Source organism: Nonomuraea sp. NPDC004186, assembly GCF_053603495.1.
In genome coordinates this window covers 23,142-49,677 of the sequence record NZ_JBSGFQ010000079.1, presented here as the reverse complement: position 1 = coordinate 49,677, position 26,536 = coordinate 23,142, and the positions used below count along the sequence as shown (strand labels likewise).

General features: G+C 70.7%; 20 protein-coding genes. 13 read left to right on the top strand and 7 right to left on the bottom strand.

The annotated features are described in order from the left end of the window. The first annotated feature begins 18 nt into the window (after window positions 1–18). Window positions 19–5,049, top strand: coding sequence for an FtsK/SpoIIIE domain-containing protein (locus tag ACWEPL_RS44595; protein ID WP_452439784.1), 5,031 nt, complete (start codon window positions 19–21; stop codon window positions 5,047–5,049). A 485-nt stretch (window positions 5,050–5,534) separates the two neighbouring features. Here ACWEPL_RS44595 and ACWEPL_RS44590 read toward each other — a convergent pair whose 3' ends face one another. Further along, on the bottom strand, window positions 5,535–6,116 hold the full coding sequence (locus ACWEPL_RS44590; RefSeq protein WP_452439782.1) for an ArsR/SmtB family transcription factor: 582 nt from the start codon (window positions 6,114–6,116) through the stop codon (window positions 5,535–5,537). A 322-nt stretch (window positions 6,117–6,438) separates the two neighbouring features. Here ACWEPL_RS44590 and ACWEPL_RS44585 point away from each other — a divergent pair, with 322 nt between their 5' ends. Both ACWEPL_RS44585 and eccB read left to right on the top strand, forming a co-directional pair. Continuing rightward, window positions 6,439–7,797 carry an alpha/beta hydrolase family protein gene (locus tag ACWEPL_RS44585; protein ID WP_452439781.1) on the top strand — a complete coding sequence of 453 codons (1,359 nt, stop codon included), beginning with the start codon at window positions 6,439–6,441 and terminating at the stop codon, window positions 7,795–7,797. Window positions 7,798–8,586: 789 nt separating this feature from the next. Next, window positions 8,587–10,002: a type VII secretion protein EccB gene (gene eccB, locus ACWEPL_RS44580; RefSeq protein ID WP_363962399.1), complete on the top strand. Its 1,416-nt coding sequence runs from the start codon at window positions 8,587–8,589 to the stop codon at window positions 10,000–10,002. A gap of 343 nt (window positions 10,003–10,345) precedes the next feature. On the opposite strand, the gene ACWEPL_RS44575 is transcribed toward eccB, so the two are convergent. Continuing rightward, window positions 10,346–11,203, bottom strand: coding sequence for a hypothetical protein (locus ACWEPL_RS44575; RefSeq protein ID WP_452439780.1), 858 nt, complete (start codon window positions 11,201–11,203; stop codon window positions 10,346–10,348). An 8-nt stretch (window positions 11,204–11,211) separates the two neighbouring features. After that, window positions 11,212–12,288 (bottom strand): hypothetical protein, encoded by a 1,077-nt coding sequence (locus ACWEPL_RS44570; RefSeq protein WP_363962397.1) that lies wholly within the window; start codon window positions 12,286–12,288, stop codon window positions 11,212–11,214. A 256-nt stretch (window positions 12,289–12,544) separates the two neighbouring features. Between ACWEPL_RS44570 and ACWEPL_RS44565 the strand changes: the two genes are divergently transcribed. Genes ACWEPL_RS44565 through ACWEPL_RS44540 form a run of 6 tightly spaced genes read left to right on the top strand, consistent with a single transcriptional unit; the run spans window position 12,545 to window position 16,840 of the window. Further along, on the top strand, window positions 12,545–12,886 hold the full coding sequence (locus tag ACWEPL_RS44565) for a WXG100 family type VII secretion target (RefSeq protein WP_185070891.1): 342 nt from the start codon (window positions 12,545–12,547) through the stop codon (window positions 12,884–12,886). A gap of 18 nt (window positions 12,887–12,904) precedes the next feature. Further along, entirely contained in the window at window positions 12,905–13,216 is a 312-nt protein-coding gene (locus ACWEPL_RS44560; protein ID WP_350731440.1) for a WXG100 family type VII secretion target, read from the top strand. Window positions 13,217–13,250: 34 nt separating this feature from the next. Beyond that, a complete protein-coding gene (locus tag ACWEPL_RS44555; protein ID WP_355190621.1) occupies window positions 13,251–13,631 on the top strand; it encodes a hypothetical protein in 381 nt (126 codons plus the stop codon). Next, on the top strand, window positions 13,631–15,070 hold the full coding sequence (locus ACWEPL_RS44550) for a hypothetical protein (protein WP_452439779.1): 1,440 nt from the start codon (window positions 13,631–13,633) through the stop codon (window positions 15,068–15,070). Before ACWEPL_RS44555 ends, ACWEPL_RS44550 begins: the two co-directional genes overlap by 1 nt. Next, entirely contained in the window at window positions 15,067–15,480 is a 414-nt protein-coding gene (locus ACWEPL_RS44545) for a hypothetical protein (RefSeq protein ID WP_363962395.1), read from the top strand. Before ACWEPL_RS44550 ends, ACWEPL_RS44545 begins: the two co-directional genes overlap by 4 nt. Window positions 15,481–15,502: 22 nt before the next feature. After that, window positions 15,503–16,840, top strand: a complete 1,338-nt coding sequence (locus tag ACWEPL_RS44540) for a hypothetical protein (RefSeq protein ID WP_363962394.1) — start codon at window positions 15,503–15,505, stop codon at window positions 16,838–16,840. A gap of 45 nt (window positions 16,841–16,885) precedes the next feature. Here ACWEPL_RS44540 and ACWEPL_RS44535 read toward each other — a convergent pair whose 3' ends face one another. From ACWEPL_RS44535 to ACWEPL_RS44525, 3 genes are read right to left on the bottom strand one after another with little or no spacing between them, the layout of a single operon-like run. Continuing rightward, window positions 16,886–17,326, bottom strand: coding sequence for a YbaB/EbfC family DNA-binding protein (locus tag ACWEPL_RS44535; protein WP_355190613.1), 441 nt, complete (start codon window positions 17,324–17,326; stop codon window positions 16,886–16,888). A 50-nt stretch (window positions 17,327–17,376) separates the two neighbouring features. Continuing rightward, window positions 17,377–18,546 carry a hypothetical protein gene (locus ACWEPL_RS44530; RefSeq protein WP_363962393.1) on the bottom strand — a complete coding sequence of 390 codons (1,170 nt, stop codon included), beginning with the start codon at window positions 18,544–18,546 and terminating at the stop codon, window positions 17,377–17,379. Next, a complete protein-coding gene (locus ACWEPL_RS44525; RefSeq protein ID WP_350731426.1) occupies window positions 18,546–18,872 on the bottom strand; it encodes a hypothetical protein in 327 nt (108 codons plus the stop codon). Before ACWEPL_RS44525 ends, ACWEPL_RS44530 begins: the two co-directional genes overlap by 1 nt. 111 nt (window positions 18,873–18,983) lie before the next feature. Between ACWEPL_RS44525 and ACWEPL_RS44520 the strand changes: the two genes are divergently transcribed. After that, entirely contained in the window at window positions 18,984–19,418 is a 435-nt protein-coding gene (locus ACWEPL_RS44520; protein ID WP_363962392.1) for a YbaB/EbfC family nucleoid-associated protein, read from the top strand. Between the two features lie 72 nt (window positions 19,419–19,490). Here ACWEPL_RS44520 and eccD read toward each other — a convergent pair whose 3' ends face one another. Continuing rightward, the gene (gene eccD, locus ACWEPL_RS44515; protein WP_350731422.1) at window positions 19,491–20,972 is read right to left on the bottom strand and encodes a type VII secretion integral membrane protein EccD; all 1,482 of its coding nucleotides are present in this window, start codon (window positions 20,970–20,972) and stop codon (window positions 19,491–19,493) included. Window positions 20,973–21,073: 101 nt separating this feature from the next. Between eccD and eccCa the strand changes: the two genes are divergently transcribed. The 3 genes from eccCa to ACWEPL_RS44500 are packed head-to-tail and all read left to right on the top strand — an operon-like array spanning window position 21,074 to window position 26,486. Next, window positions 21,074–25,063: a type VII secretion protein EccCa gene (gene eccCa, locus ACWEPL_RS44510; protein ID WP_452439778.1), complete on the top strand. Its 3,990-nt coding sequence runs from the start codon at window positions 21,074–21,076 to the stop codon at window positions 25,061–25,063. Continuing rightward, a complete protein-coding gene (locus ACWEPL_RS44505) occupies window positions 25,060–25,395 on the top strand; it encodes a hypothetical protein (protein ID WP_350731418.1) in 336 nt (111 codons plus the stop codon). The genes eccCa and ACWEPL_RS44505 overlap by 4 nt, the downstream gene beginning before the upstream one ends. Further along, on the top strand, window positions 25,392–26,486 hold the full coding sequence (locus ACWEPL_RS44500) for a transglycosylase SLT domain-containing protein (RefSeq protein ID WP_452439777.1): 1,095 nt from the start codon (window positions 25,392–25,394) through the stop codon (window positions 26,484–26,486). The genes ACWEPL_RS44505 and ACWEPL_RS44500 overlap by 4 nt, the downstream gene beginning before the upstream one ends. The last annotated feature ends 50 nt before the right edge of the window (window positions 26,487–26,536 follow it).

Sequence of the window (26,536 nt, the reverse complement as noted above, 5' to 3'; positions counted from 1 at the left end):
GAGCGAGGGGACGGCATCATGCGGATCATGCTCACCGTGCTCGGCGGGCAGGGCGACCGTGACGTCGTGATCGACGGCGACGACGGCGCCACAGTGGCGAGGGTGAGCGAGGCGCTCAACGATCACGGGCCGCTGGCGAAGGTCGTCCGCCTGCCCAAAGCACGAGCCCCCTACGGCATGTCGCCCCCCGAGGACACCGGCGCCCACGTGCCACACCCCCGCCGGCCGGAGCGCACCGCGACACAGGCGGTCACAGCGCAGCCGAGCTCCGCAGGGGCGGGAGCGGCGCCGGCCCTGTGGCGTGACGGCCGCCCGCTCGATCCCCGCGCCCGGGCCGCCGCCGTGCTGCGCGACGGCGACAAGATCACGCTGGACCCCGCGCTCGCCCGCGAAACCCTCATCGAGGAGCCGGGCGGGGTGGCCGAGGTGCGCGTGGTGGGCGGCCCCGCGGCCGGCGCCGTACACCGGCTGGGCCTGGGCGTGCACGTCATCGGCTCCGACCCGATGTGCGCCATGACCACCGCCGACCCCGTCCTCGCCCCGGAAGCGGTGACCGTACGCGTGACGCCGGACGCGATCACCATCGAGCGCGCCGGGCGGCCGCCCGGCGAGGCGCCCAGGCTGAAGCTCAAGGGCAGGTGGGCCGAGGAGGTCGCCGAGCTCACGGCCCGGGTCGCGGAGCGGGAGGCGGCCGAGCTGGCCGCCGACTACGGCGAGGTGCCCGAGCTCGACGGCCGTCCGCTCACGGAGCGGACCGAATGGCCCGACCAGGCCGTGCTCACGTGTGGTTCGTCAGTGTTCGTGCTGACGTCGATCGAGCCCAAAGACGCGCATCTGGCGCCCAGGAGCGAGGGCGGCGTGTCCTACAACCGCCCGCCCAGGCTCCGGCGCTCCGAGCCCGAGCGCAAGTTCGTCAAACCCAAGGAGCCCTCCAGGAACGAAGGCCTGCGCCTGCAGTTGCTCGCCGCCCTCCTGCCCGCCGTGCTCGGCGTGACGCTCGCGTTCGCCCTGAAGCAGCCGTACTACCTGCTCGTCGCCCTCATGACCCCGGTCATCATGATCGGCCAATGGTGGAGCGACCGCCGCCATGGCAAGAAACAGCACAAAAAGGCGCTCAAGGAGTACAACGAGCAGCTCCAGGCGTACGACGAGGCCGTCGAGCGGGCGAGGGTGGCGGACGAGGCCGCCCGCAGGTCGGACGCGCCCGACCCGGCGCAGGTGCTGCTCACCGCCACGGGGCCGCGCAGGCGGCTGTGGGAGCGCCGGATCCACGACGCCGACTCTCTCAGGCTCAGGGTCGGGCTCGCCGACCTGCCCGCCAACCTGGAGCTGTCGGAGGAGCAGGGCGGGCCCATCGATCCGCCGATGTGCCACTCCGTTCCGGTGGCACTGCCCATGCGCAGGCTGGGCGTGGCGGGCGTCACGGGCCCGCGCGCCGCGGCGACCAGCCTCGCGAGCTGGCTGATCGCCCAGGCCGCGACCCTGCACAGCCCCCGTGACCTGGCCATCGTGATCGTGTCCGCGCACGCCGACGGCGAGCACCGCTGGGGCTGGATGCGCTGGCTCCCGCACTGCACGCCGCGCGCGGGCGAGGAGTGCGTGGCGCTGATCGGCACCGACCCCGAGTCGGCCGCCCGCCGCGTCTCCGAGCTCGCCGCCCTCATCGACGAACGCCAGAACACCGCGATCCCCGAGCTGGGCAAGATCCCCACCGGCTGGGACGACCTCGGGGGCCCGGAGAAGCCCACCTTCTCCTCGTACGACGTGCGCCCGTACGACGTCCTGGTGATCCTCGACGGCGCCCAGGTGCTGCGCGGCCTGCCCAACATGCCGCAGGTGCTGCGCCAGGGCCCGCGTTCAGGCGTGTTCACGCTCGCCATCGACGACGACCAGCGGCTGCTGCCCGAGGAGTGCCAGACCGTGGCCGCGTGCGGCACGGACGGTCTCGTACGCCTGCGCGGCGGCGGCCTCGACGTCATCGGCCCGATCCTGGGCGACCTCGTCTCCCCCACCTGGTCCGACCGGCTGGCCAGGGCCCTGTCCCCGATCCGCGACGTGAGCAGGGACGACCCGTCGGGCAACCTCCCCGGCGCCGTCCGCCTGCTCGACCTGATGAGCATGCCCAGCCCGTCCGGACAGGAGCTGGCCGGGCGATGGCGGGCCCAGGGCTCCACGAGCGCGCTGATCGGCATCGGCCCCGAGGGCCCGTTCTCGGTCGACCTCAGGCTCGACGGCCCCCACGGCCTGATCGCCGGCACCACGGGCGCGGGCAAGTCGGAGCTGCTGCAGACGCTGATCTGCTCGCTGGCGGTGGCCAACCGGCCCGACCAGCTCACGTTCGTGCTGATCGACTACAAGGGCGGCGCCGCCTTCAAGGAGTGTGTACGCCTGCCGCACACGGTCGGCATGGTCAGCGACCTCGACGGCCACCTGACCCAGCGGGCCCTCGACTCGCTGGCGGCCGAGATCCGCCGGAGAGAGCGCCTGCTGGCGGCTGCCGGGGCCAAGGACATCGAGGACTACACGGGCACGGGCATGCCGCGCCTGGTGTTGATCATCGACGAGTTCGCCGCCCTGGTGGCCGAGCTGCCTGACTTCGTCACGGGCCTGGTCGACATCGCCCGCCGTGGCCGCTCGCTGGGCATCCACCTCATCCTGGCCACGCAGCGCCCCGCGGGCGTGGTCACGGCCGACATCCAGGCGAACACGTCGTTGCGCATCGCCCTGCGCGTGACCGAGCCCGCGGAGTCCTCCGACGTCATCGACCTGCCGGACGCCGCCCACATCTCCAAGTCGACGCCCGGCCGTTGTTACGTCCGTTCCGGCGTGGGGGCCGCGACCGCCGTACAGACGGCCAGGGTGGGAGGCCGCAGCCCCGTGCCAGGTTCGACCGGCCCGCTCGCCGGGCCGGGCGCCGCCATCAGGGTGCTCGACGTGAGCTGGCGCTCGCTGGGCAAACCCCTGCCGCCCCCTCCGGAGCCGGAGGAGGACTCGACGGTCACCGACCTGACCCTGGTCGCCGACGCCCTGATCGAGGCCACCCACCTGACCGCGGTCCCCGTCCAGCCCAGTCCCTGGCTCGATCCCCTCCCCACCCACTTCGTCCTGGACCTCCCGGCCCTCACCACGTCACCCTCGGCGACCGCGCCCACCGCCTCCTCACCTTCCGGCGACGACGGCTCCCCCGCGCCACAGACGGCGCCTCCCAACCCGACAAAGGGCGCTTCCAGGCACATTCCAGGGATCGCCGCCCATGACCACGTCCAGGTCTCCGTGAAGGGCTCGGCCCAACCTTCCCTCGGCCTCCCCGGACACCCACCCATAGGTCGCCCCGCGCCCCTTCACCCAGCGGGCCCAGGCCATCTCCATCCATCGACCCCCCGCCCCTCCGGAGGCGCCAAAGGCCCTCTACCGGCCGGTGCGCAACCTGACCACTTCCCCTCCCACCCGGAGCCCCACGGCGCGGGATCCCCGTCGGGTGCGTTCGTCGAGGTCCCACCGCTGCCTTACGGCCTGACCGACCGTCCGTGGGCGCAGGACCGAAGCCCTCTCGCGCTGGACCTGGCCCACGGAGGTCACCTGCTCATCGCGGGGGCCGCCCGCTCCGGCAGGTCGACGGCGCTACGCACGATCGCGGGCTCCATCGCGGCCCACTCCTCCCCGGAAGACGTCCACGTCCACGCGGTCGACTGCGGCTCCGGAGCGCTCCTGCCCCTGGTCACGATGCCCCACTGCGGCGCCGTCGTGACCCGCGACCAGATCGACCGGGTCGAACGCCTGCTCACCCGCCTGCGTGCCGAGGTCGGCCGCCGCCAGCAGCTCCTGGCCGAGGCCGGGCACGCCTCCCTGGCCGAATACCGCCAAGCCGGCCACCGCCTGCCCTGGCTGGTGTTCATGCTGGATCGCTGGGAGGGCTTCGTCGCCGCCTTCGAGAGCTACGACTACGGCCGCCTGATCGAGTCGCTGCTCCAGCTCATGCGCGAAGGCCCGGCGGTCGGGTTCAGGGCCGTGGTCACCAGCGACCGGTCGGGCCTGCTCGGCCAGGTCTCGACGGTCTTCGACGACCGGCTGCTCCTGCGCCTCTCGGACTCCTCCGACTACGGCCTGGCGGGCTTCCCCCTCAAGGGCCTGCCCTCGTCGATGCCGCCTGGCCGCGCGCTCTCGATGGGCGAGCACGGCATCGTGGAGCACCACATCGCGCTGCTCTCCTCCGACCCGTCGGGCCCGGCCCAGGTCGCCGCGTTCCAATCCCTGGCCCGCACGTCGACGGCGGATTCGGCGAGCCCTCGACGGAGTCCCGGCCCCGCTCACGGGCGGTCCGCGAGCACGGGCCAGGGCGGCTGGCAGTGGAACGGCGAGCCCCCCTTGCGGGTGGACGCCCTCCCCATGCGCGTCACGGCATCCCAAGCACTCGCCCTGGACGCCACGTTCACGCCCCCGTCCCCGCTGTGGGCACTGATCGGCGCCGGCGGCGACGCCCTGGCGCCGCTCGGGCTCGACCTGCTGGCCCACGGACCCGGCGCCGTCATCGCCGGCCCGTCCCGCTCCGGCCGCTCGTCTGTCCTGCTGACCGCCGCCCATTCACTCATCGCCCGGGGCACGCCCGTCATCGCCGTCGCTCCCAGACGCAGCCCGTTAAGGGAGCTCAACGGCGCACTGGCCGTGCTGGACGGCAACGCCGCCAACCTGACGGAGCTGGTCGCGGAGCTGCAGCAGTACGTGGTGCTGGTGGACGACGCCGAGTTGATCAACGCGGACGGCCCCTTGGGGATGGCGCTGGAGGAGGTGCACCGATCGGGCCGGGACGGCGATCACGGATTGCTGATCGCCGGCACGACCGGAGATCTGGCCGTCGCCTATCGCGGGTTCGTCGCCGAGACGCGCAAGGCCCGCACCGGGGTGCTGCTGGCCGTCCAGAGCCAGGCCGACGGCGACATCTTCTCGATCCGCCTACCCCGCGGAACGGTCGGCGGCCCCCCTGGCCGAGGCTTCCTGGTGAGAACGGGCAACATCACCCCCATCCAAGCGGCACTCCCCGACGACGCCTGACGTACGAGACCGAGCAGCCAGCCCCACCACCCTCGGGACCACCGGCTACGAGACCGACCCCCGCGCCCGGCGGGACCTGCCCGTCACAGACATCCGCCCCGGAAGCACCCAGTCGTAGTGCCCGGCGTGATGGTGGTGCTCCGCCAGAGGGCTCCTTGCGATGGGGTGTGCTCGGATCCTCGACGGGCGGCACTGCGGGGGACCCGGACCCTCGCCAGGTGGGGCCGTGGGGTGGGTTAAGGCGTGTGTTAAGGACTCGTCGCCCGGGTTGCGGTTGCGCGGGCGACGAGCGTGGAGGGCGTGCCAGGGCTCGTCCGCAGGGCTGTGCGGGCGTGCACGCAGGGCTGTGTGGCGTGCAGGGCTCGTCGGCGGGTGGGGCTGTGTGGGCGGGTGGGGCTGTGTGGGCGGGGGGCTGAGTGGGGCTGTGTGGGCCGGTGGGACTGTGTGGGCGGGTGAGCCCGGATGAGGCCATGTGGGCGTGGGGGTCAGGGCTCGTCGGCGGGGAGGGTGAAGAAGCGGACGTAGACGGGGCGGGCGTCCGGAGGGGCGTCCTCCGACCGGTGGCTGTACTTGAGGAGCAGCGCGATGTACGCGTTGTAGAACTCGTTCAGCTCCTCCTTCGTCATGCGGGCCAGGCCCCTTGAGCCCCTTGCCCAGTCGGGGTCGGCGCGGTAGGCGGCCGGGAAGCGTTCCATGAGGGCGCGGTCCTCCTCGAACCCGACCCTCAGGAACTCGCCCAGGACCGCGCGGTCCTCCGGGGCCAGTTGGTCGGGGTTGGGGAAGCGCATGTCCCTGGGGATCTCGGCGCGGCGCCACCAGCGTTCGCGGCCGGACGAGCGTTCGGGGATCTCCTCGATGAAGCCGTACTTCTCCAGCTGGCGCAGGTGGTAGCTCGTGGTGCCGGTCTTGGCGCCGAGCAGCTCGCCCAACGTGGTGGAGGTGGCGGGGCCGTGGATGTTGAGGTGGGTCAGCATGCGGCGGCGCATGGGATGGGCCAGGGCCTTGAGCTTGTCCGGGTCGTCGAGGATGAACGGCTCGTGGTCGTTCTTCGTCTCGTCCTCCTTCATGAGGAGGAGGGTAGTCCTCCCGAACGATATCTGCAGACTTCTCTTTGCCGAGACTTCTCTGCAGAGTATGTTCGGCGATATGCAAAAGATTCTTGCGGTCGTCGCCGCCGCGCTTCTGGCGGCCGGACCCTCTGGTGGTTCTTCACTGCTCGGCACTTCCGTGGGACCCGCTGCGTCCAGCACTCCTTCGGAACACTTAGCGGTCGGACTCTCGGCCGAACACGTCGCCGGACAGGCCGTGCGGGAGCGGGGCCTCGGGGCCGGGCAGCTCGGAGGTGGAGTCGGGACACGCTCCGGAGCCGGGCCCGATGGAGGGCTGGACGTGCCCGACGACCTGACGGCCGCCGAGGTGAGCTTCCGAGGAAGTGGTGGGCTGGTGCTGCACGGCAGCGTGATCAGTCCGGTGCGGGCACAGAGCGGGCGGGCCGGGGTTGTGCTGGTGCACGGGGCGGGGACCGGGACGAAACGGAACAAGCTGCTGGGCGAGGCCGTGGCGTTCGCCCGCCAAGGACTGTCAGTGCTGATCTACGACAAGCGTTCCGAGGGGTATTCGCTGTTCGAGAGGTCGTACTCGCAACTGGCCGACGACGCCCTGGGGGCCGTAGAGACGCTGCGGCGGCAACCGGGGGTCGATCCGGCGAAGGTCGGGATCTGGGGCCTCAGCGAGGGTGGATGGGTGGCGCCGCTGGCGGCGTCGCGGTCCAAGGACATCTCGTTCGTGATCGTGGTGGGCGCCAACGCGCTGCAGCCGCTACGGCAGCAGACCTGGGCGGTGGCGGCAGGGTTGCGGAAGGCGGGGGTGCACGGGTCGTTCGTCGATCGGGCCGAGCCCACGATGTACCGGGTGATCACGGACGCCGGGATGTTTCCCGAGCCCTACTACGATCCGGAACCGGTCATCGCGAGCCTGCGGCAGCCCGTGCTCGGGATCTGGGGCGTGCACGACCTGCTGACGCCACCCCGGGAGACGCCGCCCATCTTCGCCAAGGCCTTGGAGAAGGGAGGAAACCGGCAGTACACGTTCCGGTTCTTCGCGGATGCCGATCATGCCGCTCATCGGACGCCTGATGGTGGGGTCACACGGCTGCCCGAGCTCGCTCCTGGTTATGCGGAACTGGTCGGCAGTTGGGTGGGAGAGGCGACCTCGGGGCGGGCACCCGTGGCGCAGGTGACGGGGCCCGCGCCGGTCCAGGCGGACGACACTGTGGCGGTGCCGCCTGCCGAGTGGTGGGAGTCGGCGGGCGTTCAGGGCGCGGCGCTGGTGTTGTTCCTGGTCGCGTTCGGGGGGTATCCGGTGGTGGCCCTGGTACGCCGGATCCGGCGGCGTGGCAGGGGGTCGTCTGTCGACAGGGCGGGGCAGGGTGAGGCGGCGCCAGTCAAGGGGGCGTGGCTGGTGAGTGCCGGTGGGCTCGCGGTGGTCGTGGGCGCGTTCCTCTACCTGTTCTACTCGATCATGACTGGCGGGAAGCTGGCCTCGCCGGGGCCTCTGGTGGCGGAGCGGCCTCTCATCTGGCTCGCGCTCCAGGCTCTCGCGATCGCGACCGTCGTGGGCACCGTCTTGACCTTCGTACGGTGGCCCCGGTCCGCTCCGGTCGGCGAGAGGGTGCGGGTTGGGCTCCTGATGGCGGGCGGCGTCGTGTTCGTTCCGTGGGCGCTGTACTGGGGGTTGCTCCTCCCGTAAACGGCAGGGCGACGAGGTGAGGAAGCCGCGCGGTGGGCGGCGGTCGCAGGGCGCTGGGGCCGGCAGCGGGCGGGCTGAAGGCGGCCCGAAGCCCCGGGAAGGTGGTGATCGAAAGGGCTGGGGTGGATTGGCGGGGATGGTCGCAGGGCGGGCGGTGGTCGCACGGCGCTGGGGTCGGCAGCGTGCCGGATGAAGGTGGGCGGAAGCCCCGGGCGGGCGGTGGTCGGGAGCGCTCGGATGGATTGGCGAGGGTGGAAGCTGCGAGGGGGCGTGAGCTGGAGGCAGCGGGCCGAGCGGTGGTTCACAGAGACCGGTCTGGGGTGACGCTGAAGGCGGGCTGAGCGAGCTGGGCGGTGGCGGCGCTGGGCGGGGTGGCGGCGCTGGGCGGAGGTGGCGGCGCTGGACACCGCGAGGTGGGCGGTGGTCGCAGGGCGCTGGGGCTGGCAGCGGGCGGGCTGAGGGCGGCCCGAAGCCCCAGGCGGGCGGGCTGAGGGCGGCCCGAAGCCCCAGGCGGGCGGTGGCCGCGCGTGCCGGGATGGATTGCGAGAGTGCCGGGATGGATTGGCGGAGGTGGAACCCGCGAGGTGGGCGGCCGTGGTAGGGCGCTGGGGGCGGCAGTGGGCCGGATGAGGGTGGGGCGGGCAGTCGGGAGGGGTGGGAGGGGTGGTGGGGTGGAAGTTGGGGGTGGGGTGGGTGAAGGGGTGAGAGGGGGTGGGAATTGGGGGGATTGGGGCGGGTGGGGTTTGAGGCGTTTATGCTGATGCGCGGATTCTGACGCGGGGAGGCGCTGTGCAGACCAAGAAGGACCTCTATCAGGCACACCGCTTGATGCAGCAGAGGCTTGGCATGGCGCTCCTGCAGGCCGAGCCCGATGTCCCCGAGTCCCCCATGCGCCGGCAGAACGTCGCCACGTTCGGCGGGATCCTGATCGGGGTCCTGGTGATGGCGGTGTTCGGGATCTGGGGGCTGGTGCGGCCCGGGAACGCGACCAAGCTGACCGACCCGGGGCAGTTGCTGGTCGAGGAGGAGAGCGGGGCGAAGTTCATCTACAGCCAGCAGCAGCGGCGGCTGCTGCCGGTGGCGAACTACGTGTCGGCCAGGCTCGTGCTGGATGCCGGGGAGATCACGACCCGGAGCGTGAGCGCCGCCTCGCTGGCCGGGTACGCCCGGGGGCCGCTCATCGGGATCTCCGGGGCGCCCGACTCGCTGCCCGAGCGGAAGAAGCTGGTCAAGGCGCCGTGGTCGGTGTGCGTGGCGGAGGGGCCCGACAGCACGGGCGGGCGCAAGCCGTACACGACCCTTGTCGGGGGGACGGACCTCGGCGGGAGGCCCGTGGGCGGGGACGCGATGGTGGTCTCCGACGGGCAGCAGAACTGGGTGATCTGGGGCAATCGCCGCATGCGCGTCAACGAGCACGGCGTGCGGGCGCTCAACGCGCAGCCCAGGAAGGTGCCGGCGGCATGGCTGAACGCGCTGCCCGTCGGCCACGACTTCAGGGGCCCGAACGTGGCGAACCTCGGCAGGAAGGTACGGGCCAACGGGAAGGTCACGGCGGCGGTGGGGCAGGTGTTCGTGGTCCCGGCCATGCCGGGTACGGCCGCGCGGTGGTACGTGCTGCTCAACGACGGCCTGGCGCCCATCTCCCCCGTCCAGGCCAGGCTGCTGCTGGAGGACCCGAACATCAAGAAGGCGTACGGCAACCGGGTGGCGCGGGAGATCCAGATCGACGCGGCCTCGGCCAACGCCTCGCCCTCGCGCCAGAACGTCATGGACCCCACCCTGCCGACGACCATGCCCAAGGCGATCAACGTGTCCGGGACGACGCCGCTCTGCTCGGTTTATCCGAACACGGCGGCCGGCTCGGTCGTGGCCAAGGTGACGGTCGGCAGCAGGGTCACGATTCCGACGCCGTCGAGCTCAGGCGTACAGGACCGCTTCGACCAGGTGCTGCTTCCGCCGGGCAGCGCCGTGGTGGCCGGGGTGCTGCCCGGCGAGGGCCAGCTCGGCGCGGTCGCGGGGACGCTGGCGCTGATCAGTGACCAGGGGGTGCGCTATCCGGTCCCGTCGGCTGACGTGCTGGCGAAGCTCGGGTACGACGCCGCGGACATCGCGCCTGTGCCGACGAACATCATGCACGCCATTCCGCAGGGGCCGGCGCTGGATCCCGCCGCGGCCATGGTGCCCCTGACCGTCGGCAGCCGGTAGGCCCATCGGGGGTGGGTTCGGTCCCGGGGATGGGTTCGGGAGTGTTTGGCTCCGGGGATGGGTTCGGTTCCGGGGATGGTCGGTCCCGGGGATGGTCGGTCCCCGGGATGGATTCGGATCCGGGTTCAGGAGTGTTCGGGTCCGGTTCGGGAGCGAGTTCGAGTCTGCGTCTGCGTCTGGGCTCGCGTGCGTGCGCCTCTCCGAGGAGCGGGCCGGGCCGGCACGGTGGGCGTCCGGCTGCCGGCCTCGGTCAGCCACACGAGCGCCGTAGCCGGTTTCCCGGCGGCACGGTGATGCGCAGCCGGGCTCCCGGCAGCTCGGCAGGGGCGGGGTCGGGGCCGGGTTAGAAGCCGAACTCCGGAATCATCGAGTCGTCCACGTTGGGCATCTGCGGTGTCGGGTTCTTGACGATGTCCGCCTTGCTGGGGTCCCAGATGGCGCTGGCGTTCACCAGGTTGGGCGCGCCGGTGGACGGCATGGCCTTCAGGAACGGAAGGTCCTTGGTGAACTGGTTGAACGCCGTCCCCGCGAGTCCCAGGTAGAGGGTGACCTTCATGACGAGCTTCCAGTGGTTCTTGAAGACCGTCTGCAGGCACTTGTAGATGCTCATCACCCCGCGGATGATCGCCGCCTCCCACGCCTGCCCCCCTGGGATGAAACGTACGGCAAGCACGATCCCCGCCATCACCGTCAGGATGCCGGCGATGACGTCGCACAGCACCGCCACGACGTGGAACGCGGTGGCCGAGCACTTGAGCGTCTCCCCGCAGGCGACGCGGTTGTTGTCGAGCTTGTCCAGCTGCGCGTCGAGCTCGTTGACCTTCTGCACGAACGACGCGTAACCCCGGCCGGCCCAGTCGCTGTTGTCGCCGATCTCCTTGGCCATCCGCTTCAGCTCGCCGCGCAGGTAGGCGAGGTCGCTGGCGCCCCCCGAGTTCCCGGCCGGGGCCAGGAGCGGGGACTGCTGCGCGGGCTTCGCACCCGCCGCCATCGGCGGGTGCCAGTCCTTGTTGTCGGCCTGCCCGATGTTGACCGGCGTCTTGTCGTTCCACTGGTCCGCCGCCCGGCTCTGCTCGGCCGGGTCCGCGATCACCAGGCTCATGAGCCCGAGGATGGGCGCCGCGTACGGCATGACGATCGTCGCCGCCGCAGTGGCCGCCCAGGCACTGCGGAACATCCAGACATCCGCTTCGTAAGCCACCTGCTCGCCTATTCCTCCCTGCCGAGCACAGCCGGCGTGATGTCCTCGTCCGTCTCCCAGACCGACTCGTCCTCGCCGAGGTGGGGACCGCGCTCGCGGTCCTTCTCCTCCTGGCCGGCTCCGCCGCCCATCCCGGGCGTCATGGGATAGAGCGGCGTCCCGCTGTTCAGTGCGCGGGCGATGCTCCCCGGCGCGCCCGGGCTCGTACCTGGCGAGCCGCCGCCGGCGGTGTAGCCCACCCCGCTGTCCGGCACGCCGACCGACGTGCGCGGCACGGAGGCGCGCGGGTCGTAGCCGGGGGTGCTGGGGACCTGCGGCGTGGTCGAGGTCGGCAGGCTGGGGTTGATGCCTTCCAGGTTGGTCTTGGGCGTCTGGTTGAGGGCGCTCAGGTCGGGCTGCTTGACGTCCGGCTGCTTGATGTCGGGCTGGTCGATGTTCGGCTGGTCGATCTTGGGCTGATCGATCTTCGGCTGGTCGATGTTGGAGCCCGGGATGTCCGGCTTCGGGATGTCGGACCCGGGGATGTCCGGCTTCGGGATGTCAGACCCGGGGATGTCCGGCTTCGGGATGTCAGACCCAGGGATGTCCGGCTTCGGGATGTCCGTCGAGGGCTTGTCGATCTTCAGGTCGTCGGGATTGACGCCCTTGGGCAGGCCGCCCAGCCCGCTCTTGGGCAGGCCACCGGTCCCCGGCCCGCCGGGGCCGCCGGGGCCTTTGCCGGCCTTGCTGGCCTCCTCGGCGTCCTTGCCGTTGGCGGCCGCGTCGGCGATCGCCTGCTTCCACGAGTCCAGCACTTCCTTGGCCTGTTTCAGCGCCTCGACGGCGTTGTCGCGGACCGAACGATGCGCCACGTTGAGCCCGCCGCCGATCACGCCGAAGGTGAACTGGTGCATGTCGATGGCGCCGGTCTTCTGACTCATCGAGGTCAGGTCGTCGCCGTAACTGCCCACGTTCTTCCCCAGCGTGTTGACGCTGGAGTACTTCATCGAGAAGTCGGGATCCTTGGTACGCGGGTCGACGGCGCCGCCGCCGAGCCCGCCGAGCCCGTTCAGGGCGCTCGAGTAGGGATTGCTGTCCTCGGCCACGTGCCCCCCTTGTCACGAACGGCCCATACGTTACGCCAGCCCCACATGTGCCGTACAGACAGATACGGCCTGTTACCACTCACCAGGAGCAAGGGCCCAAATGCCTACATTCTGTCAATACACCCACCATCCGCCTCGAAGATATGGAAAATTAACGTGATCACATGCGACGCTAGTGATGGATGTTCACTAATGTGACCAAACGGGCCGACTCCAGTAGTCGGCTGGGAGTCAGCCGACCAGCAAGGGAGGGACTGTGGGGGCACAACCGCAGGCTCAAGTAAGTGAATCCGATCTCATCGCCGCTGTCACCCGCATCGAGGACGCCGCCGAGCGCCTGCGCGGCATCCAGCAGCAGCTCGACCAGGCCGGCATCAGCCTCAAGGCTCACTGGCTGGGCCAGTCGGAGGCCGCGTTCGACGCCGTCCACAAGAAGTGGCACGAGCGGATGGACGTCATCCTGGGCAGCCTGCGCCGCCTGGCGGAGAACATCGGCACGAGCAACAAGAACTACCAGGCGTTCAACCAGGAGCGGACCGAGGCGATGAACCAGATCGCCAACATGATCAACGTTCAGTTCGACTCGCGTCTCAGCTAGCAGCAAGGGGAGGCCGCAATGCCCGCGGAAGACATCTTCGACGTTACAAAGGTCAACTACTCCGGCCTCAGCCAGGGTGAGACCGACTTCGCCAAGGCGTTCAACGACATGGTCACCGAGCTGGACAACCTGGAGCGGGACCTGCTGGCCAAGAGCGCGATCTGGCAGGGCGAGGCCAAGACCGTCTTCGACGAGGTCAGGCAGCTCTGGGAGCGCGAGGCCAACGACATGTCGCAGTTCATCGACCTGATGAAGAAGAACATCAACGTCACGAACATGAACATGCAGCAGGTCGACAGGATCAACTCCCAGATCTTCGACGGCAAGTAAGGCGTAGCGCGGGGGCCGACTCCAGAGGGGGAACATGGGCAGCGACAACGGCGGGGTTGAGCTCAGCCGGAGAGCGATCAAGGCGGCCAAGGCGGACCTGGAAGAGGCCCTCGCCATGCTGGACCCCGGCCATGAAGCCGGCAAGACGGGCGGCAGCGGCGCCGTGCAGGCCATCTTCACGGGCTCCGGTCCCGTCGAGCAGTTGAGCGGCGACTACGACGCCCTGGGCGGGTTCTGGCCGGCGGCCATGGGCTTCCGTCAGAGCACCACCAACGCCATCACCACCGTCACCAGCACCTACTCGAACATCACCGGCCAGGTGGCGAACGTCATCGGCCTGCTCGACCAGGCGTTGCAGAACTACGACGGCGCCGAGGTGGACAGCGAGGGCCGGTCGAAGGCGATGCAGGTCTGATGGCGGAGTACCAGGCGGCTATCAGGGGCCAGATCGGCAGCATCGAGTTCGAGGGTGCGACGCTGGATCTGCTCCGCGACACGCTGGCCAAGAACAAGCCCCAGCTCATCGGCCAGGCCGCGGCCGAGTTCCTCGAAGGCAAGGCACGGCTCGACCATCTCGTCGACGTGATCGACAAGCATCTGCGGGAGCTGGACAAGTCCTGGACCGCGGGCGAGGACGCCAAGACCGTCAAGAAGCAGCTGCGCAGGCTGCGGGAGGCGGCGGCGGACATCTCGACCACGATCAGCGACCAGCCCGTCGATGCGAAGAACCCCCCGAAGAACCCGCACGGTGTCGCCCCCGCGCTCATCGTCCACGCCCGGACGTTGTCGGCGGCCAAGGGAGACGTGCCCGACAACCCCGGCAGTGACATCGACTTCGGTGAGGCCGCCGTCACGGGCGGCGTGGCCGGGGCCGCCATCGGCTCCTTCTTCGGCGGGGTGGGAGCCGTGCCGGGTGTGGTGATCGGCGCGGGCGTGGGCGTGCTCGTCGGCGGTATCACCCGCTTCATCAGCGACCTTCCCTTCGCCAACCTCTGGGGCGACTCCAAGGAGGAGAAGGACAGGAAGAAGGCCGCCGAGGCCATCAAGCTGCTGAGCCAGGACACCAAGCTCAACAACGACGTGTTCCCCGCCGAGCTCAAGACCGACATCCCGCAGTTCATGGCGCTGTCGCCGAACGTTCCGACCGGCCCGTTCGGCGGGAAGACCGGGATCGGCGGCAACATCCCGGCCGGCCTCAACCAGACGTTCGACCCGACGGCCGGCCTGAACCAGGACGGCATGCAGGACCCCAACCGGCACCAGATCCCGGGCATCGACACCACGAACAACCCGACGAGCACGTTCCCCAACGGCACGGACGGGACCGTGGGCTCGGGAATCGGGAACGGCCAGAACGGGATCGGCGGCAACGGCCAGAACGGCGCCGGCAACATCCCCGGCCTGACCGACCCCTCCAACGCCCTGAACGCGAACGCGAACGCGAATGCAAATGCGAACGTGAACCCGAACCTGAACAGCTCCCAGGACCCCAATGCCGGGCGCCCGACGACGACCCTGGCCGGAATGCCCGATCCGTCGCTGTCCGGCCCGTCCACCAGCCTGCCCACCACGGGCATCGGCAGCCCGTACGGCGGCCCCAGCACGGGAGGAAGCGGCTTCGGCGGTGGTGGGGGCGCGAGCGCGGGCAACGGTGTGAGCGCGGCCGGCCTGCGCGGCCTGAGCGGCGGCTCCTCCATGGTCCCGGCGGTCGCGGCGCCCGGCGGCCGGGGCGGCGGCCAGGAGCAGCAGGAGATCGTACGGACCACGTACCTCCTGGAGGACGAGGACCTCTTCAGGAGCGACGTGACGACGACCAACCACACCATCAAGGGTGACTCGAAAGGCAAGGCGTGAGCGTTCCGAAGGACAACGACTCGCCGCCCCCGGGACTGGAGCTCGCCAAGGACTTCCCAGGGCTCAGCGGGAACGGCGGCGGGCAGTACGCGGACCACGAGGGGATCAGGGACGTCGTCTCGCGGCTGCGCAAGAACCTGGGCTCCGTGCACGGCAACCCGCAGCCGTCGATGAGCGCCACGTGGAGCGGCCCCGGCACGATCGGCGAGGTGCAGGGTCTGGGCAACGTCGGACCGGAGGCCACCGGCAAGTGGGAGGTGGCCAGCAACTTCGGCGCCAACTTCGAGTCGGCGTACAAGGTGTTCGGCGAAAGCTACAGCCAGCTCATCGACTATGTCGAGAAGTGGGCCGAGGCGGTCGAACGGGCCGTCTCCAACTACGAAAAAGGGCAGCGGGACAGCAGTGCGTGAGATATCGGCAAGGATGGCGTAGATGGGCGATGAGTGGAAGCCGATCAGGCTCTATGACTACCTCGGCAACAGCAAGCCGGGCATCTTCGTCACCAGGGCTCAGATCGTCTCCTATCTGAAGGCCACCGACCCGGACCGCATCGAGAGCGCCGGCAACAGCTACGTCAAGGCGGCCGGTCTGGTCCACGGCAAGAGCGGGCTCGAGGGCACGCTCTTGAAGGCCGCTGAGGAGCTCGCGGAGGTCTGGCGCGGCGAAGGGGCCACGACGGCGCTGGAGGCGCTGCGGCTGCTGCACGCGAGCGCCGCGGCGCTCGGCGACGCCATGGAGAAGACCGGCAAGCCGATGGTCGAGTACGCCCAGCAGCTCAGGACGTCCAAGACGACCATGCCCGGGCCCACCGCCCTCAGCACCACGACCAACGTCGACAACGAGCCGACGACGAACTTCAACCCGCAGTTGGGGACCGCCGGGTATCTGGTGGACTCGGCGGCCCGGGCGCATCTGGAGCAGCTGAACAACAAGATCAACGACCTGAACGCGCAGATGGCCGACGGCCTGGCGTTCAAGCTGCCCGAGATCCAGCCCATGGTGGTGGAGACCCAGAAGCAGCAGCCCCTCGACCCCGGCAGCGGCACGAAGACGCCATCGGGCGAGACGAGGTACTGGACGGGCGACGGCACGGGCGACGGCTCGAAGGGCTCGTCCGGCTCCGACGGCAGCAGCACCGGCGGCGGCCGTGACGGCTCCGACGGCACCGACGGCAAGGGCGACCAGAACCCCGGCAAGGACCAGGATCCGGGGCGCGACGATCCGGGCCAGGACCCGGGCAAGGGTCAGGACGACCCGTCCACGGGAACCCAGGACCCCAACAACCCCCAGCAGCCGGGCAACGGCCCGGGCACCGGCGGCTCGCCGCAGAAGCCCGGGGACCAGGACCAGAGCGTGCCTCCGGTGATCGGCGCAGACCAGCCGAAGACCCAGCTCGCCGACGCCGGAAACCCGAACTTCCCCACCACCACGACGACGCCGCCGACCACGGGTTACCCGCATCAGTCCACGCCCACCGTGCTCACCAACCCCACCACGCAGGTGCCGACGAGCACCCCGTTCTCCCCGGTTCCGGGGCAGAGCGGCGGCGGCCCGAGCACCTGGTACGGCGCGGGCGGCTCGGCGTCGGGGGCCGCTCCGTCGGTGCTCCGCGGCGGGCCGGGGGCCTCGGGGACGGGGCTCATGGCGTACCCGCCGGGCGGCATGGGCGCGGGCGGCGACCAGAGCAGCGAGCGCAACCGGGAGATCTACGACCCCGAAGGGGACATCTGGTCCTCCGCGCACCAGGCCGGCCCCGACCGCATCGGCTGACAGGAAACAAGAAAGCCCGGCTCACGCCACGTGAGCCGGGCTTTTTCAGCCCTCCATGCGCTGCCGGATCCTGTCCAGCTCTCCCATGAGGTCCTCGTACGTGCGGTTGTAGGCCGCCTCGGCCTGCCGTACCAGCTCCAGGCCGCCCTCGGGGTTCTGGGCGAAGCGCATGGGGTTGTTCTCCTCGCCGAAGACGTTGCCCATCTCCTCCGAGATCCGCCGCTGCAGGTCGGCGTTGGCCTCCGCGATGACGACCTTGATGCGCTCTGCCAGGTCGGCCGAGTTGAGGCGCATGGCCTTGGGGTGCAGGACGAGCTCCTTGAGCCCCGTGCTGCCGCACTCGGCCATGACGAACCCGTCCTCGTCCTGGGCGTGGCCCGTCAGGTCCTGCAGGACCTGCTGGAACTCGCCGGCCCGCGCCATCTGCTGGTCGGCGTTCCGGAGGATCCGGTCGATGTCCAGCGCGCCGAATTCCCGCTCGATCATCCCTCATACCCCACAAGACGCAGAAGCCGCTTTTCTCACCACCCTATCCATCAGGGCTTGGAGATCTCCCGTTTCGGCTCGATCCAGTCGAAGTCCTGGTAGCGCGGGGGCAGTCCGTTCTTCTTGGCGGGCTCCGAGAAGGAGGGGTACTTCTTGGCGTCGATCTCGATCGACTTGAAGTTGACCGCGGCCTCGCCGGCCGGCGTGATGTAGTTCCACTGGTGGTTCCGCTTCACCATGGTCGACAGCACCTCGCCGCCCTCCTTCAGGGTGCTGGCCAGCGAGGTGGCCAGGAAGAGCGTGGCGATGTTGACCTCGGCCGTGATGTATTTCTCCATCAGCACCCCCCACACCGAGCTCTGCGGCACCCGCTGCAGCGCCTTGGCGGCGATGAGCAGTCCGAGCGCGGCGGCCGACGTGCGCAGGACCCAGGTCCAGAAGCTCCGGTAGGCCGCCGCGACCTCGTCGAGCGAGCTGCCGCCCGTGTTGAGGACGTTGCGCAGCACCTCGGACTCGCGCTGGAAGGTCCACAGCACCCGGTCGAACTCGTCGCGGTCCATCGCGATCCAGCCGTCCTTGGCCGTGTCGCGCAGCTGCGGGAGCAGGTTCTTCATGCCGCCGTCGAGCCGCTGGGCCATGCCGCTCTGCCAGACGCTGACCGCCTGGGCCATGCCCGGCTCGTTGGCGAGCATGCCGCCGCAGATGGCGATGGCGGGAGCCAGGCCCAGGGCGAGCTTGCCCGCCCTTTTCAGCATGTTGAGCGCCTTTTCCCCCAGCGACGGCAAGGACGAGCGGGCCGCGTTCATCTCCGGAGCCGGACCGAACCTGCCTGCGCCCAGGTTCGCACGCTGGGCGCCGTTGGCGGCGTAGTTCTGGGGGGTGTGGGTGACGGGCTGGGCGTAGGGGTTGCCGGGAACGGGCCTGGGCTGCGGCTGGTACGGGCGCGGGCTGGTGGGCGTCGTGGAGTAGGGATTCGGGGTGGCGTACGGGTTGGAGTAGGGATTGGCGGGCACCGGCTGGCCCGGCGCCGGGGGCCGGGTGTGCGCCCAGGGATCCGGGGCGGCCGGCTGCGGCGGCGTGGCCGCCCGCGCCATGGGGTCCGGGGCGCCCGGCTGGGCCGGCGTGCCGTAGGGATTGCCAGGAGGCGCCTGGGTGGCCGGCGGGGTCTGGGTGTGCGCCCAGGGGTCCGGAGCGCCGCCCCAGGGATCTGGCGTGCCCATCAGCCGCGGTACCTCACGATGCTGGCCTCCTCGGCCGCGCGCCAGTTGCGCCTGGCCCGTTCGAGGGCGTCCGACCAGCTCTCCACGGCGTCTTCCATTTCGGTGAACGTGGTGTCCGCCCAGCGGCGGAACTCCTCGTACGCGCCGCCGATCATCACGCCGCCGATCGCCCCGAAACCGAGGCCGCCTACGGCCGTGTACGACATGAGCCCGTGGATGAACTCCACGTTCGGATGCAGCTCCTCGTCGACGCGCTTTCGCGTGTGCGCGATGGTGGAGGAGGTGACGTAGATCTCTTGCCCCGTTTTACCCTGTTGTTGCCCCACAAATCGGCATTCTTGTCCACATATCTCTACTAAGTGGCACACTTGCCTCGATCTTCATGATCGATTCAGCGGCCCGCCAGCCCGTGATCGCCTCCAGTTAACCCGGCGCCGATGGCGTGGCGTGTCATGGACTACACCGACGACGACGTGGACAAACTCCTGCGGGACAACGAGCGCGAGCTCACGCGCCTGGCCGCGGCCGCCGCCGAGCTGCAGCTGATCACCGGCAAGGGGGAGAGCCGCAGCGGCCTGACCACCGCGGTCGTGGACGCCGACGGCCGGCTCCAGAACGTGGTCTTCTCGCCGCGCGTCCTGCGGCTGGACGTCAGGACCCTGGCTGAGGAGGTCGTCCAGGCGGTGCGCCAGGCGCAGGAGGACCAGGGGCGCCAGGCCCAGGAACTGCTGGCCGTGCCGCAGTCGCAGATCATCGGGCTGGAGGAGATCCAGCGGCAGTTCGCCGAGTTCCAGGACATGTTCGGCGCGGAGACCGCCGAGCGGAACGACCGGCTCCGGCGGCTCGGCGAGCAGGACCCCCGCGACATCTGACCTGCCGAGGCGGCCCCCCGGGCCGCCTCGGCGGGTCGTCGAAAGCGGGTCGTCGAAAGCGGGGCGAGGCGGTCAGCCCGCCAGGCCGCGGATCCACGTGTAGACGTCGAGGACGCCCAGCGCAAGCGGGAAGAGCGCGATCAGCAGGATGACGTCCACGATCTCGCCCGCGCGCCCCCAGAACGGCGAGAGCCGCCCGGACGGCAGCCACAGGCCGAGCCCGACGACCAGCATCGCCAGCCAGAGCACGCCCATCACGACGGCCGCGGCGGCCACCGTGCCCGCGCCCGCGCTCAGCTCGATCCCCACCGCGATCAGCCCGGCCAGGCCGGCGCCCAGCAGCCAGAGCCGCTGGCCGAGGCCGTGGAAGACGCGGGCGCGCAGCAGCAGCACCAGCGAGAGCACGACGGTCATCGAGACCGCCATCCAGGTCGGCGTGGTGACCAGGAAGGCCATCGCGCCGATGGCGGTGAGCACGATGCCGACGACCATGCCGGTCGCGTACCGGCGGGCCTGCGCGGTGCGGGCCAGGACGCCCTCGCTGTCCAGCCGCTGGTTGTCGGCCCGCAACTCCTCGGCGTTGGTGGGCAGGGCCGGCAGCGGCACCCTGGCGATCCTGAACGACAGCGTGGGGATCAGCGGGCTGAACGCGATCAGGATCGTCACCGTCATCGCCGCCACGCCCGCCGCGGGCAGGGCGAACACCATGACCGCGGCGGACGCGAGCGCCCCCGCCACGGTCGCGATGGCCGTACCGAGGAAACCCGCGACTCCGTCGGCCACCACGGTGCCGCCGATGGTGGCCACCAGCGCGGTGCAGGTCAGCGCGGCCAGCAGGTGCGGGGCGCCGAGCCCGGCCAGGGTGGAGCCGCTGACCAGGCCGTACAGGCCGGCCAGGAACGCGTACGGCAGCGCCGCGTAGCCGATCAGCGCGCCCGCGGAGGAGTCGCCGACGGCCCTGGACAGGGCCGCGCTGACGCCGATCAGCAGCAGAGCGAGCATGCCCGCGACCACCGTCACGCCCAGCGGCGCGCTGCCGGACAGCACCAGCGCGGGGGCGCCGAGCGCGAGCATGATGGCGGCGGCGCCCGCGCCCATGGCCCGGGTGTGGCGGGCCTCCCATTTGCCCGAGCTGTCCTTGACGCCCGTGGCGACCACGTCGGCCACGTCGTCGAAGAGCGCGGGCGGCAGCGTGAGCTCGCGCGGCCGCAGGTAGAGCAGTTCGCCGTCCAGCACGCCCAGGGACGCGAGCGTCTGCCCAAGGTCGAACGGCGCGCCTCCGAGCCGCTGGAGCACCCAGCCGGGCGGTCCGGCCGCGTCGCCGCCGGCCTCGCCGACCGCGCGCAGCAGGCCGGGCAGCACGTGCGGGAGCGGGATGTCGGCAGGCAGCGCCAGATCGACGCGGCGGCGCGGGGCCACGATCGTGACGTGGCACAAGGGCGCCACCGGCGCGCGCATCTGCGGCTGAGCGCCTGGATGCGTCGGCGGCAGCCCGGGCGGCCCGGGCGGCATCGGCCGCATGGGCTGCATCGGCTGGTGGGCGAGCGAGGTCACGGCCACTCCAGGTCTGGCTGACGAAATCCGACATGCCGAACATATAGGGATGGCACGTCTGGTAAGAAAGTGTTCCAGGTGACAGGAGGGTTGTCCCGTCAGTGAGCATTGTTGTTGTTCGGCGTCCTGAACGCCGTCCCAGCCCCCAGCCACCGCGTGGGGAAATCCTGCTGGAGTCTCCGCCGGAGATCCCCGAGGTGCAGCCCGCCGGTATGACCGGCGTCCTCATGTACGTCCCCATGCTGGCAGGCGGGGCGGCCATGGGGCTGATGTTCACCGCGGGCGGTAACGCCAACCCCATCATGTACGTGGCCAGCGGCCTGTTCGCGGTCTCGATGCTGGGCATGACGGTCGGCCAGTTCGGCCGCAACGCGGGCGAGCGCAAGAACCGCCTCAACGGCCTGCGCCGCGACTACTTCCGCTACCTCTCCCAGATCCGCAAGAGGGTCCGCAAGGCCGCCGTCCAGCAGCGCGAGGCACTGGAGTGGAGCGGCCCCGCCCCCGAAGCGCTCTGGTGGGTGGCCATGGGGCCGCGCCTGTGGGAGCGCAGGCCCCGCGACGACGACTTCGGCACGGTACGCCTCGGCACCGGCGTGCAGAAGCTGGCCGTGCAGCTCATCCCGCCCGACTCCAAGCCGGTCGAGGACCTCGACGCGCTGACGGCCGGCGCGCTGCGCAGGTTCGTACGGGCCCACTCCACGGTGTCCGAGCTGCCCGTGGCGGTGGCGCTCAACTCTTTCGCCCGGATCCACCTCAGCGGGGATCCGCGGGCCGTACGCGGCCTCGTACGGGCGATCATCGCCCAGCTCGTCACCTTCCACTCCCCCGACGACATGCGGGTCCTGGTGTGCGCCGGCAAGGAGTCGATGCCCCACTGGGACTGGGTCAAGTGGCTGCCGCACGCGCTGCACCCCGAGGAGATGGACGCAGCCGGTCACGTGCGGCTGATGGGTGAGAACCTGTCCCAGCTCGACCAGCTCGTGGGCGACGAGCTGAAGGAGCGGGCCAGGTTCCGTCCGGGAACGGCGTCGGACGCGCTGCCGTACCACGTGGTGATCGTGGACGGCGGGCACGTGCCGCACGACTCCCAGCTCGGCAGCGACGCCATCCAGGGCGTCACGGTGATCGACCTGTCGGAGACGACGGGGCCGGTCGAGGAGGCCAGCACGCTGCGGCTGGAGATCCAGCCCGACGGGTTCCACATGGTGAAGATCGACCACGCGGGCAAGCGGTCCACGACCCGGCTGGGCGACCCCGACAAGCTGGACTACGCGCGCGCGGAGGGCCTGGCCAGGCAGCTCGCGCCGCTGCGGGCCTCGGCGGGCTCCGGCGGCGAGTCGCAGGACCTGCTCGGCACCAACACCACGCTGACCGAGCTGCTCGGCGTGGGCGACCCGGGCCGGCTCTCGCCCGCGGTCACCTGGCAGCCCAGGGCGGGCCGCAACCGGCTGCGCGTGCCCATCGGCATGGGTGGCGACGGCCGGGTGGTCGAGCTGGACATCAAGGAGTCCGCGCAGGGCGGGATGGGCCCGCACGGCCTGGTCATCGGCGCGACCGGCTCCGGCAAGTCGGAGCTGCTGCGCACGCTCGTACTGGGCCTGGCGATCACCCACTCCTCCGAGATCCTCAACTTCGTCCTGGTCGACTTCAAGGGTGGCGCGACGTTCCTCGGGCTGGAGGGGCTCTCGCACGTCTCCGCCGTCATCACCAACCTGGAGGACGAGCTCCCCCTGGTCGACCGCATGCACGACGCGCTGCACGGCGAGATGGTGCGCCGGCAGGAGCTGCTGCGCGCGGCGGGCAACTACGCCTCGCTGCGCGACTACGAGCGGGCCCGCGAACAGGGCGCCGACCTGCGGCCGATGCCGACGCTGTTCATCGTGCTGGACGAGTTCAGCGAGCTGCTGTCGGCCAAGCCCGAGTTCATCGACCTGTTCGTGATGATCGGCCGGCTGGGCCGGTCGCTCGGCGTGCACCTGCTGCTGGCCTCCCAGCGGCTGGAGGAGGGGCGGCTGCGCGGCCTGGACACCCACCTGTCCTACCGGATCGGCCTGCGGACGTTCTCCGCCATGGAGAGCCGGGTCGTGCTCGGCGTGGCGGACGCGTACGAGCTGCCGTCGGCGCCGGGCAACGGCTACCTGAAGTTCGACACGACCGGTATGACCAGGTTCAAGGCCGCCTACGTCTCCGGCGCCCACCACGACGACCCGGCGCAGACGGTCGCCCCCGACGGCACCGCGGCGATCCGCGAGGTCGTCGAGTACGGCCCCACCTACATGCCGCTGCCCGAGATCACCAAGCCCGTCCAGCTGGCGACGCAGCCGGAGCAGGAAGAGCCCGCGGGCGGCAACCAGCGCAGCCTGCTCGACGTCGTGGTCGGCCGGCTGGCCGGGCACGGCCCGGGAGCGCACCGCATCTGGCTGCCGCCGCTGGCCGAGCCGCCTACCCTGGCGCACCTGCTGCCCCCGCTCTCCGTCACCCCCGAGTTCGGGCTGACGACCGCGGGCTGGCAGGGCCGGGGCCAGCTGCACGCCGTCATCGGCATCATCGACAAGCCGTTCGAGCAGCGCCGTGACCCGTTCTGGCTGGACGTCTCCGGCGCCGCCGGACACGTCGGGGTGGCGGGCGGCACCCAGAGCGGCAAGAGCACCGTCGTGCGCACGCTCGTGGCCAGCATGGCGCTCATGCACACGCCGCGCGAGGTCCAGTTCTACTGCCTCGACTTCGGCGGTGGCGCGCTCGCCTCGCTCGAAGGGCTCCCGCACGTCGGCGGCGTGGCCACCCGCCTCGACGGCGACCGGGTACGCCGTACGGTGGCCGAGATCGGCGCCATCCTGGAGCAGCGCGAGCGCGACTTCGGCGAGCACGGCATCGAGTCGATGGCCTCCTACCGGCAGCTGTGCGCGGAGGGCGCGATCGAGGGCGACGGCTGGGGCGACGTGTTCCTGGTCGTGGACGGCTGGCTGACGCTCAGGCAGGAGTTCGACTCGCTGGAGCCGACCATCACCGACATCGCGGCGCGCGGGCTCGGGTACGGCATCCACCTCGTCGCCGCGACCAACAAGTGGTCGGAGTTCCGGCCGAGCATCCGTGACCTGCTCGGCACCAAGATCGAGCTGAAGCTCGGCGACGCGTACGAGTCGGAGGTCAGCAGGAAGAAGGCGCTGGCCGTGCCGGAGGCGGCGCCGGGCCGGGGGCTGACGAAGGACGGGTTCCACTTCCTGACCGCGCTACCCAGGATCGACGGGGTGCAGAACTCCACGGACATCGCGGCCGGGGCTCGCTCGCTGGTGCAGGCCGTACGGGACTCCTGGCAGGGCACGCCCGCGCCGCGGGTCAGGCTGCTGCCCGCCGTCCTGCCCGTCTCCGCGCTGCCGGACGACCGGGAGCGGATCCCGATCGGCATCGACGAGGCGGCGCTGGCGCCCGTCTCCCTCGACTTCGACGCCGACCCGCACTTCGTGGTCTTCGGCGAGAACGAGAGCGGCAAGTCGAACCTGCTGCGGCTCATCTCCGAGGGGCTGGTGGCGCGCAAGCAGCCGAGCGAAGCCATGATGATCGTGATCGACTACCGCAGAGCGCTGCTCGACTCGGCGGTGACCCCGCACCGCATCGGCTACGCCGCCTCCAGCGCGGCCGCCGCCGACCTGATCAACGACGCCAAGGGCGCCCTGCTGAGCCGCCTGCCCCCGGCCAACCTGACGCCCGAGCAGCTGCGCGACCGCAGCTGGTGGCAGGGCTCCGACCTGTACATCATCGTCGACGACTACGACCTGGTCGCGACCTCGTCCAACCCGCTGCACCCGCTGGTGGACCTGCTGCCGCAGGCCCGCGACATCGGCCTGCACGTCGTGCTGGCCCGCCAGATGGGCGGCGCGGGCCGTGCCATGTTCGACCCGGTCATCCAGCGCATGAAGGACATGGCCACACCGGCGCTGCTCATGTCCGGCAACAAGGACGAGGGCTACCTGTTCGGCAACGTACGGCCTCAGACACTGCCGCCGGGCCGCGGCTTCCTGGTCGACCGGCGATACGGCGCGCGCCTGACGCAGACGGCATACCTGGACGCGGACAAGACACGGGGAGAATGATGGCCGATCTGGAGATCTACCTCTCGGCGCTGGACAAGTGCCGCACAGCCATCCACAAGGCCGCCGGCCAGTACGAGGAGACGCTGAACGAACGCAACCCCGGCAAGCTCACCTACGACGACCGCGGCGAGCCGCACAACAACCGCACCGCCGTCGCCGCCACCACCTTCGGCCACCTGGACGACTCCGGCACGCTGGCCACGGCCGCGAACGGCGTCTGGACCGCCGTGATCGGCGAGATGGACCAGGCCCGCAGGAAGCTCGGCGGGGTCGAGCGGGGTCTGAGCAACGTGGAGGAGAACATCCGCAAGGCGCACAGGGCGACCTCATGAGCGTCGCCCACCTGCCCGGAGGCGACGCGCTCGACACCATGCTGAACAAGGTGACCGGCGACCCCGGCGCCATCGACAAGATCGCCACCGCCTGGCGCAGCGTGTCGGGCGACGTCAACGAGTTCGACGGCGCGCTGGGGGCCGCGGTCCAGGCTGTGGACGACGCCTGGAAGGGCCGCTCCTCCGACCAGTTCGCCACTTACATGCGCAAGTACGGCACCGCGGCCGAGGACCTGAAGCTGGCGCTGTCCAACTCCGCGTCCTCGCTCGAGGCCGCCGCCTCGGCGCTGCGTACCTCGCGCACCGAGATCAGCTCCATCTGCCGGGACCTGACCACCAGCGCCGCCACCTACAAGACCACCTACTACCGCGAGCACCCCGACGCCAAGGAGGCGGACGTGGAGCCCGGGTTGAGGAAGCTGGTCGACCAGGCCAAGACCGAGGCCCAGCCGTGGGTGGACTCGGCGAACAAGGCGGTCAGCAAGGCCAAGAAGGACATCAACGGGTTCCTGGACGATCGCACGCTCACCTTCCACGCGATCCCGGATGTCTCCACGCAGGACTTCACACCGGCGCCCGGGCGGAAGATCGAATGGGAGCCGGATCCCGAGTACCAGCCGCGCACCACCCTGCAAGGGACCGGCGGGAACGGGCCCGGCGGCGGTGGCCCGTCCGGTTTCGGGGGCTACGGCCCCAGCGGCCCTCCGCCCGCCGGAGGCGGGCCCGCGCCGACGGGCCAGGTCAAGCAGTGGATCGAGCAGGCCATCGCGATCCTGGAGAAGAACGGCGTGCCGGCCTCGAAGATGAACGCCAGCGACATCTGGATGATCATCCAGCACGAGTCCGGCGGGAATCCCAACGCGATCAACAACTGGGACTCCAACGCGGCCAAGGGCACGCCGTCCAAGGGCCTCATGCAGACCATCGACCCGACGTTCAGCTCGTACTCGCTGGCCGGGCACAAGAACATCTACGACCCGGTGGACAACATCATCGCGGGCGTGCGGTACGCGATCTCGCGCTACGGCTCGGTGTCGAACGTGCCCGGCGTGGTCAACTCCAAGCGCGGCCTGGACTACGTCGGCTACTGAAACGACAGATGGGCCCGGATCTCAGCGATCCGGGCCCATCTGCCTTTCGA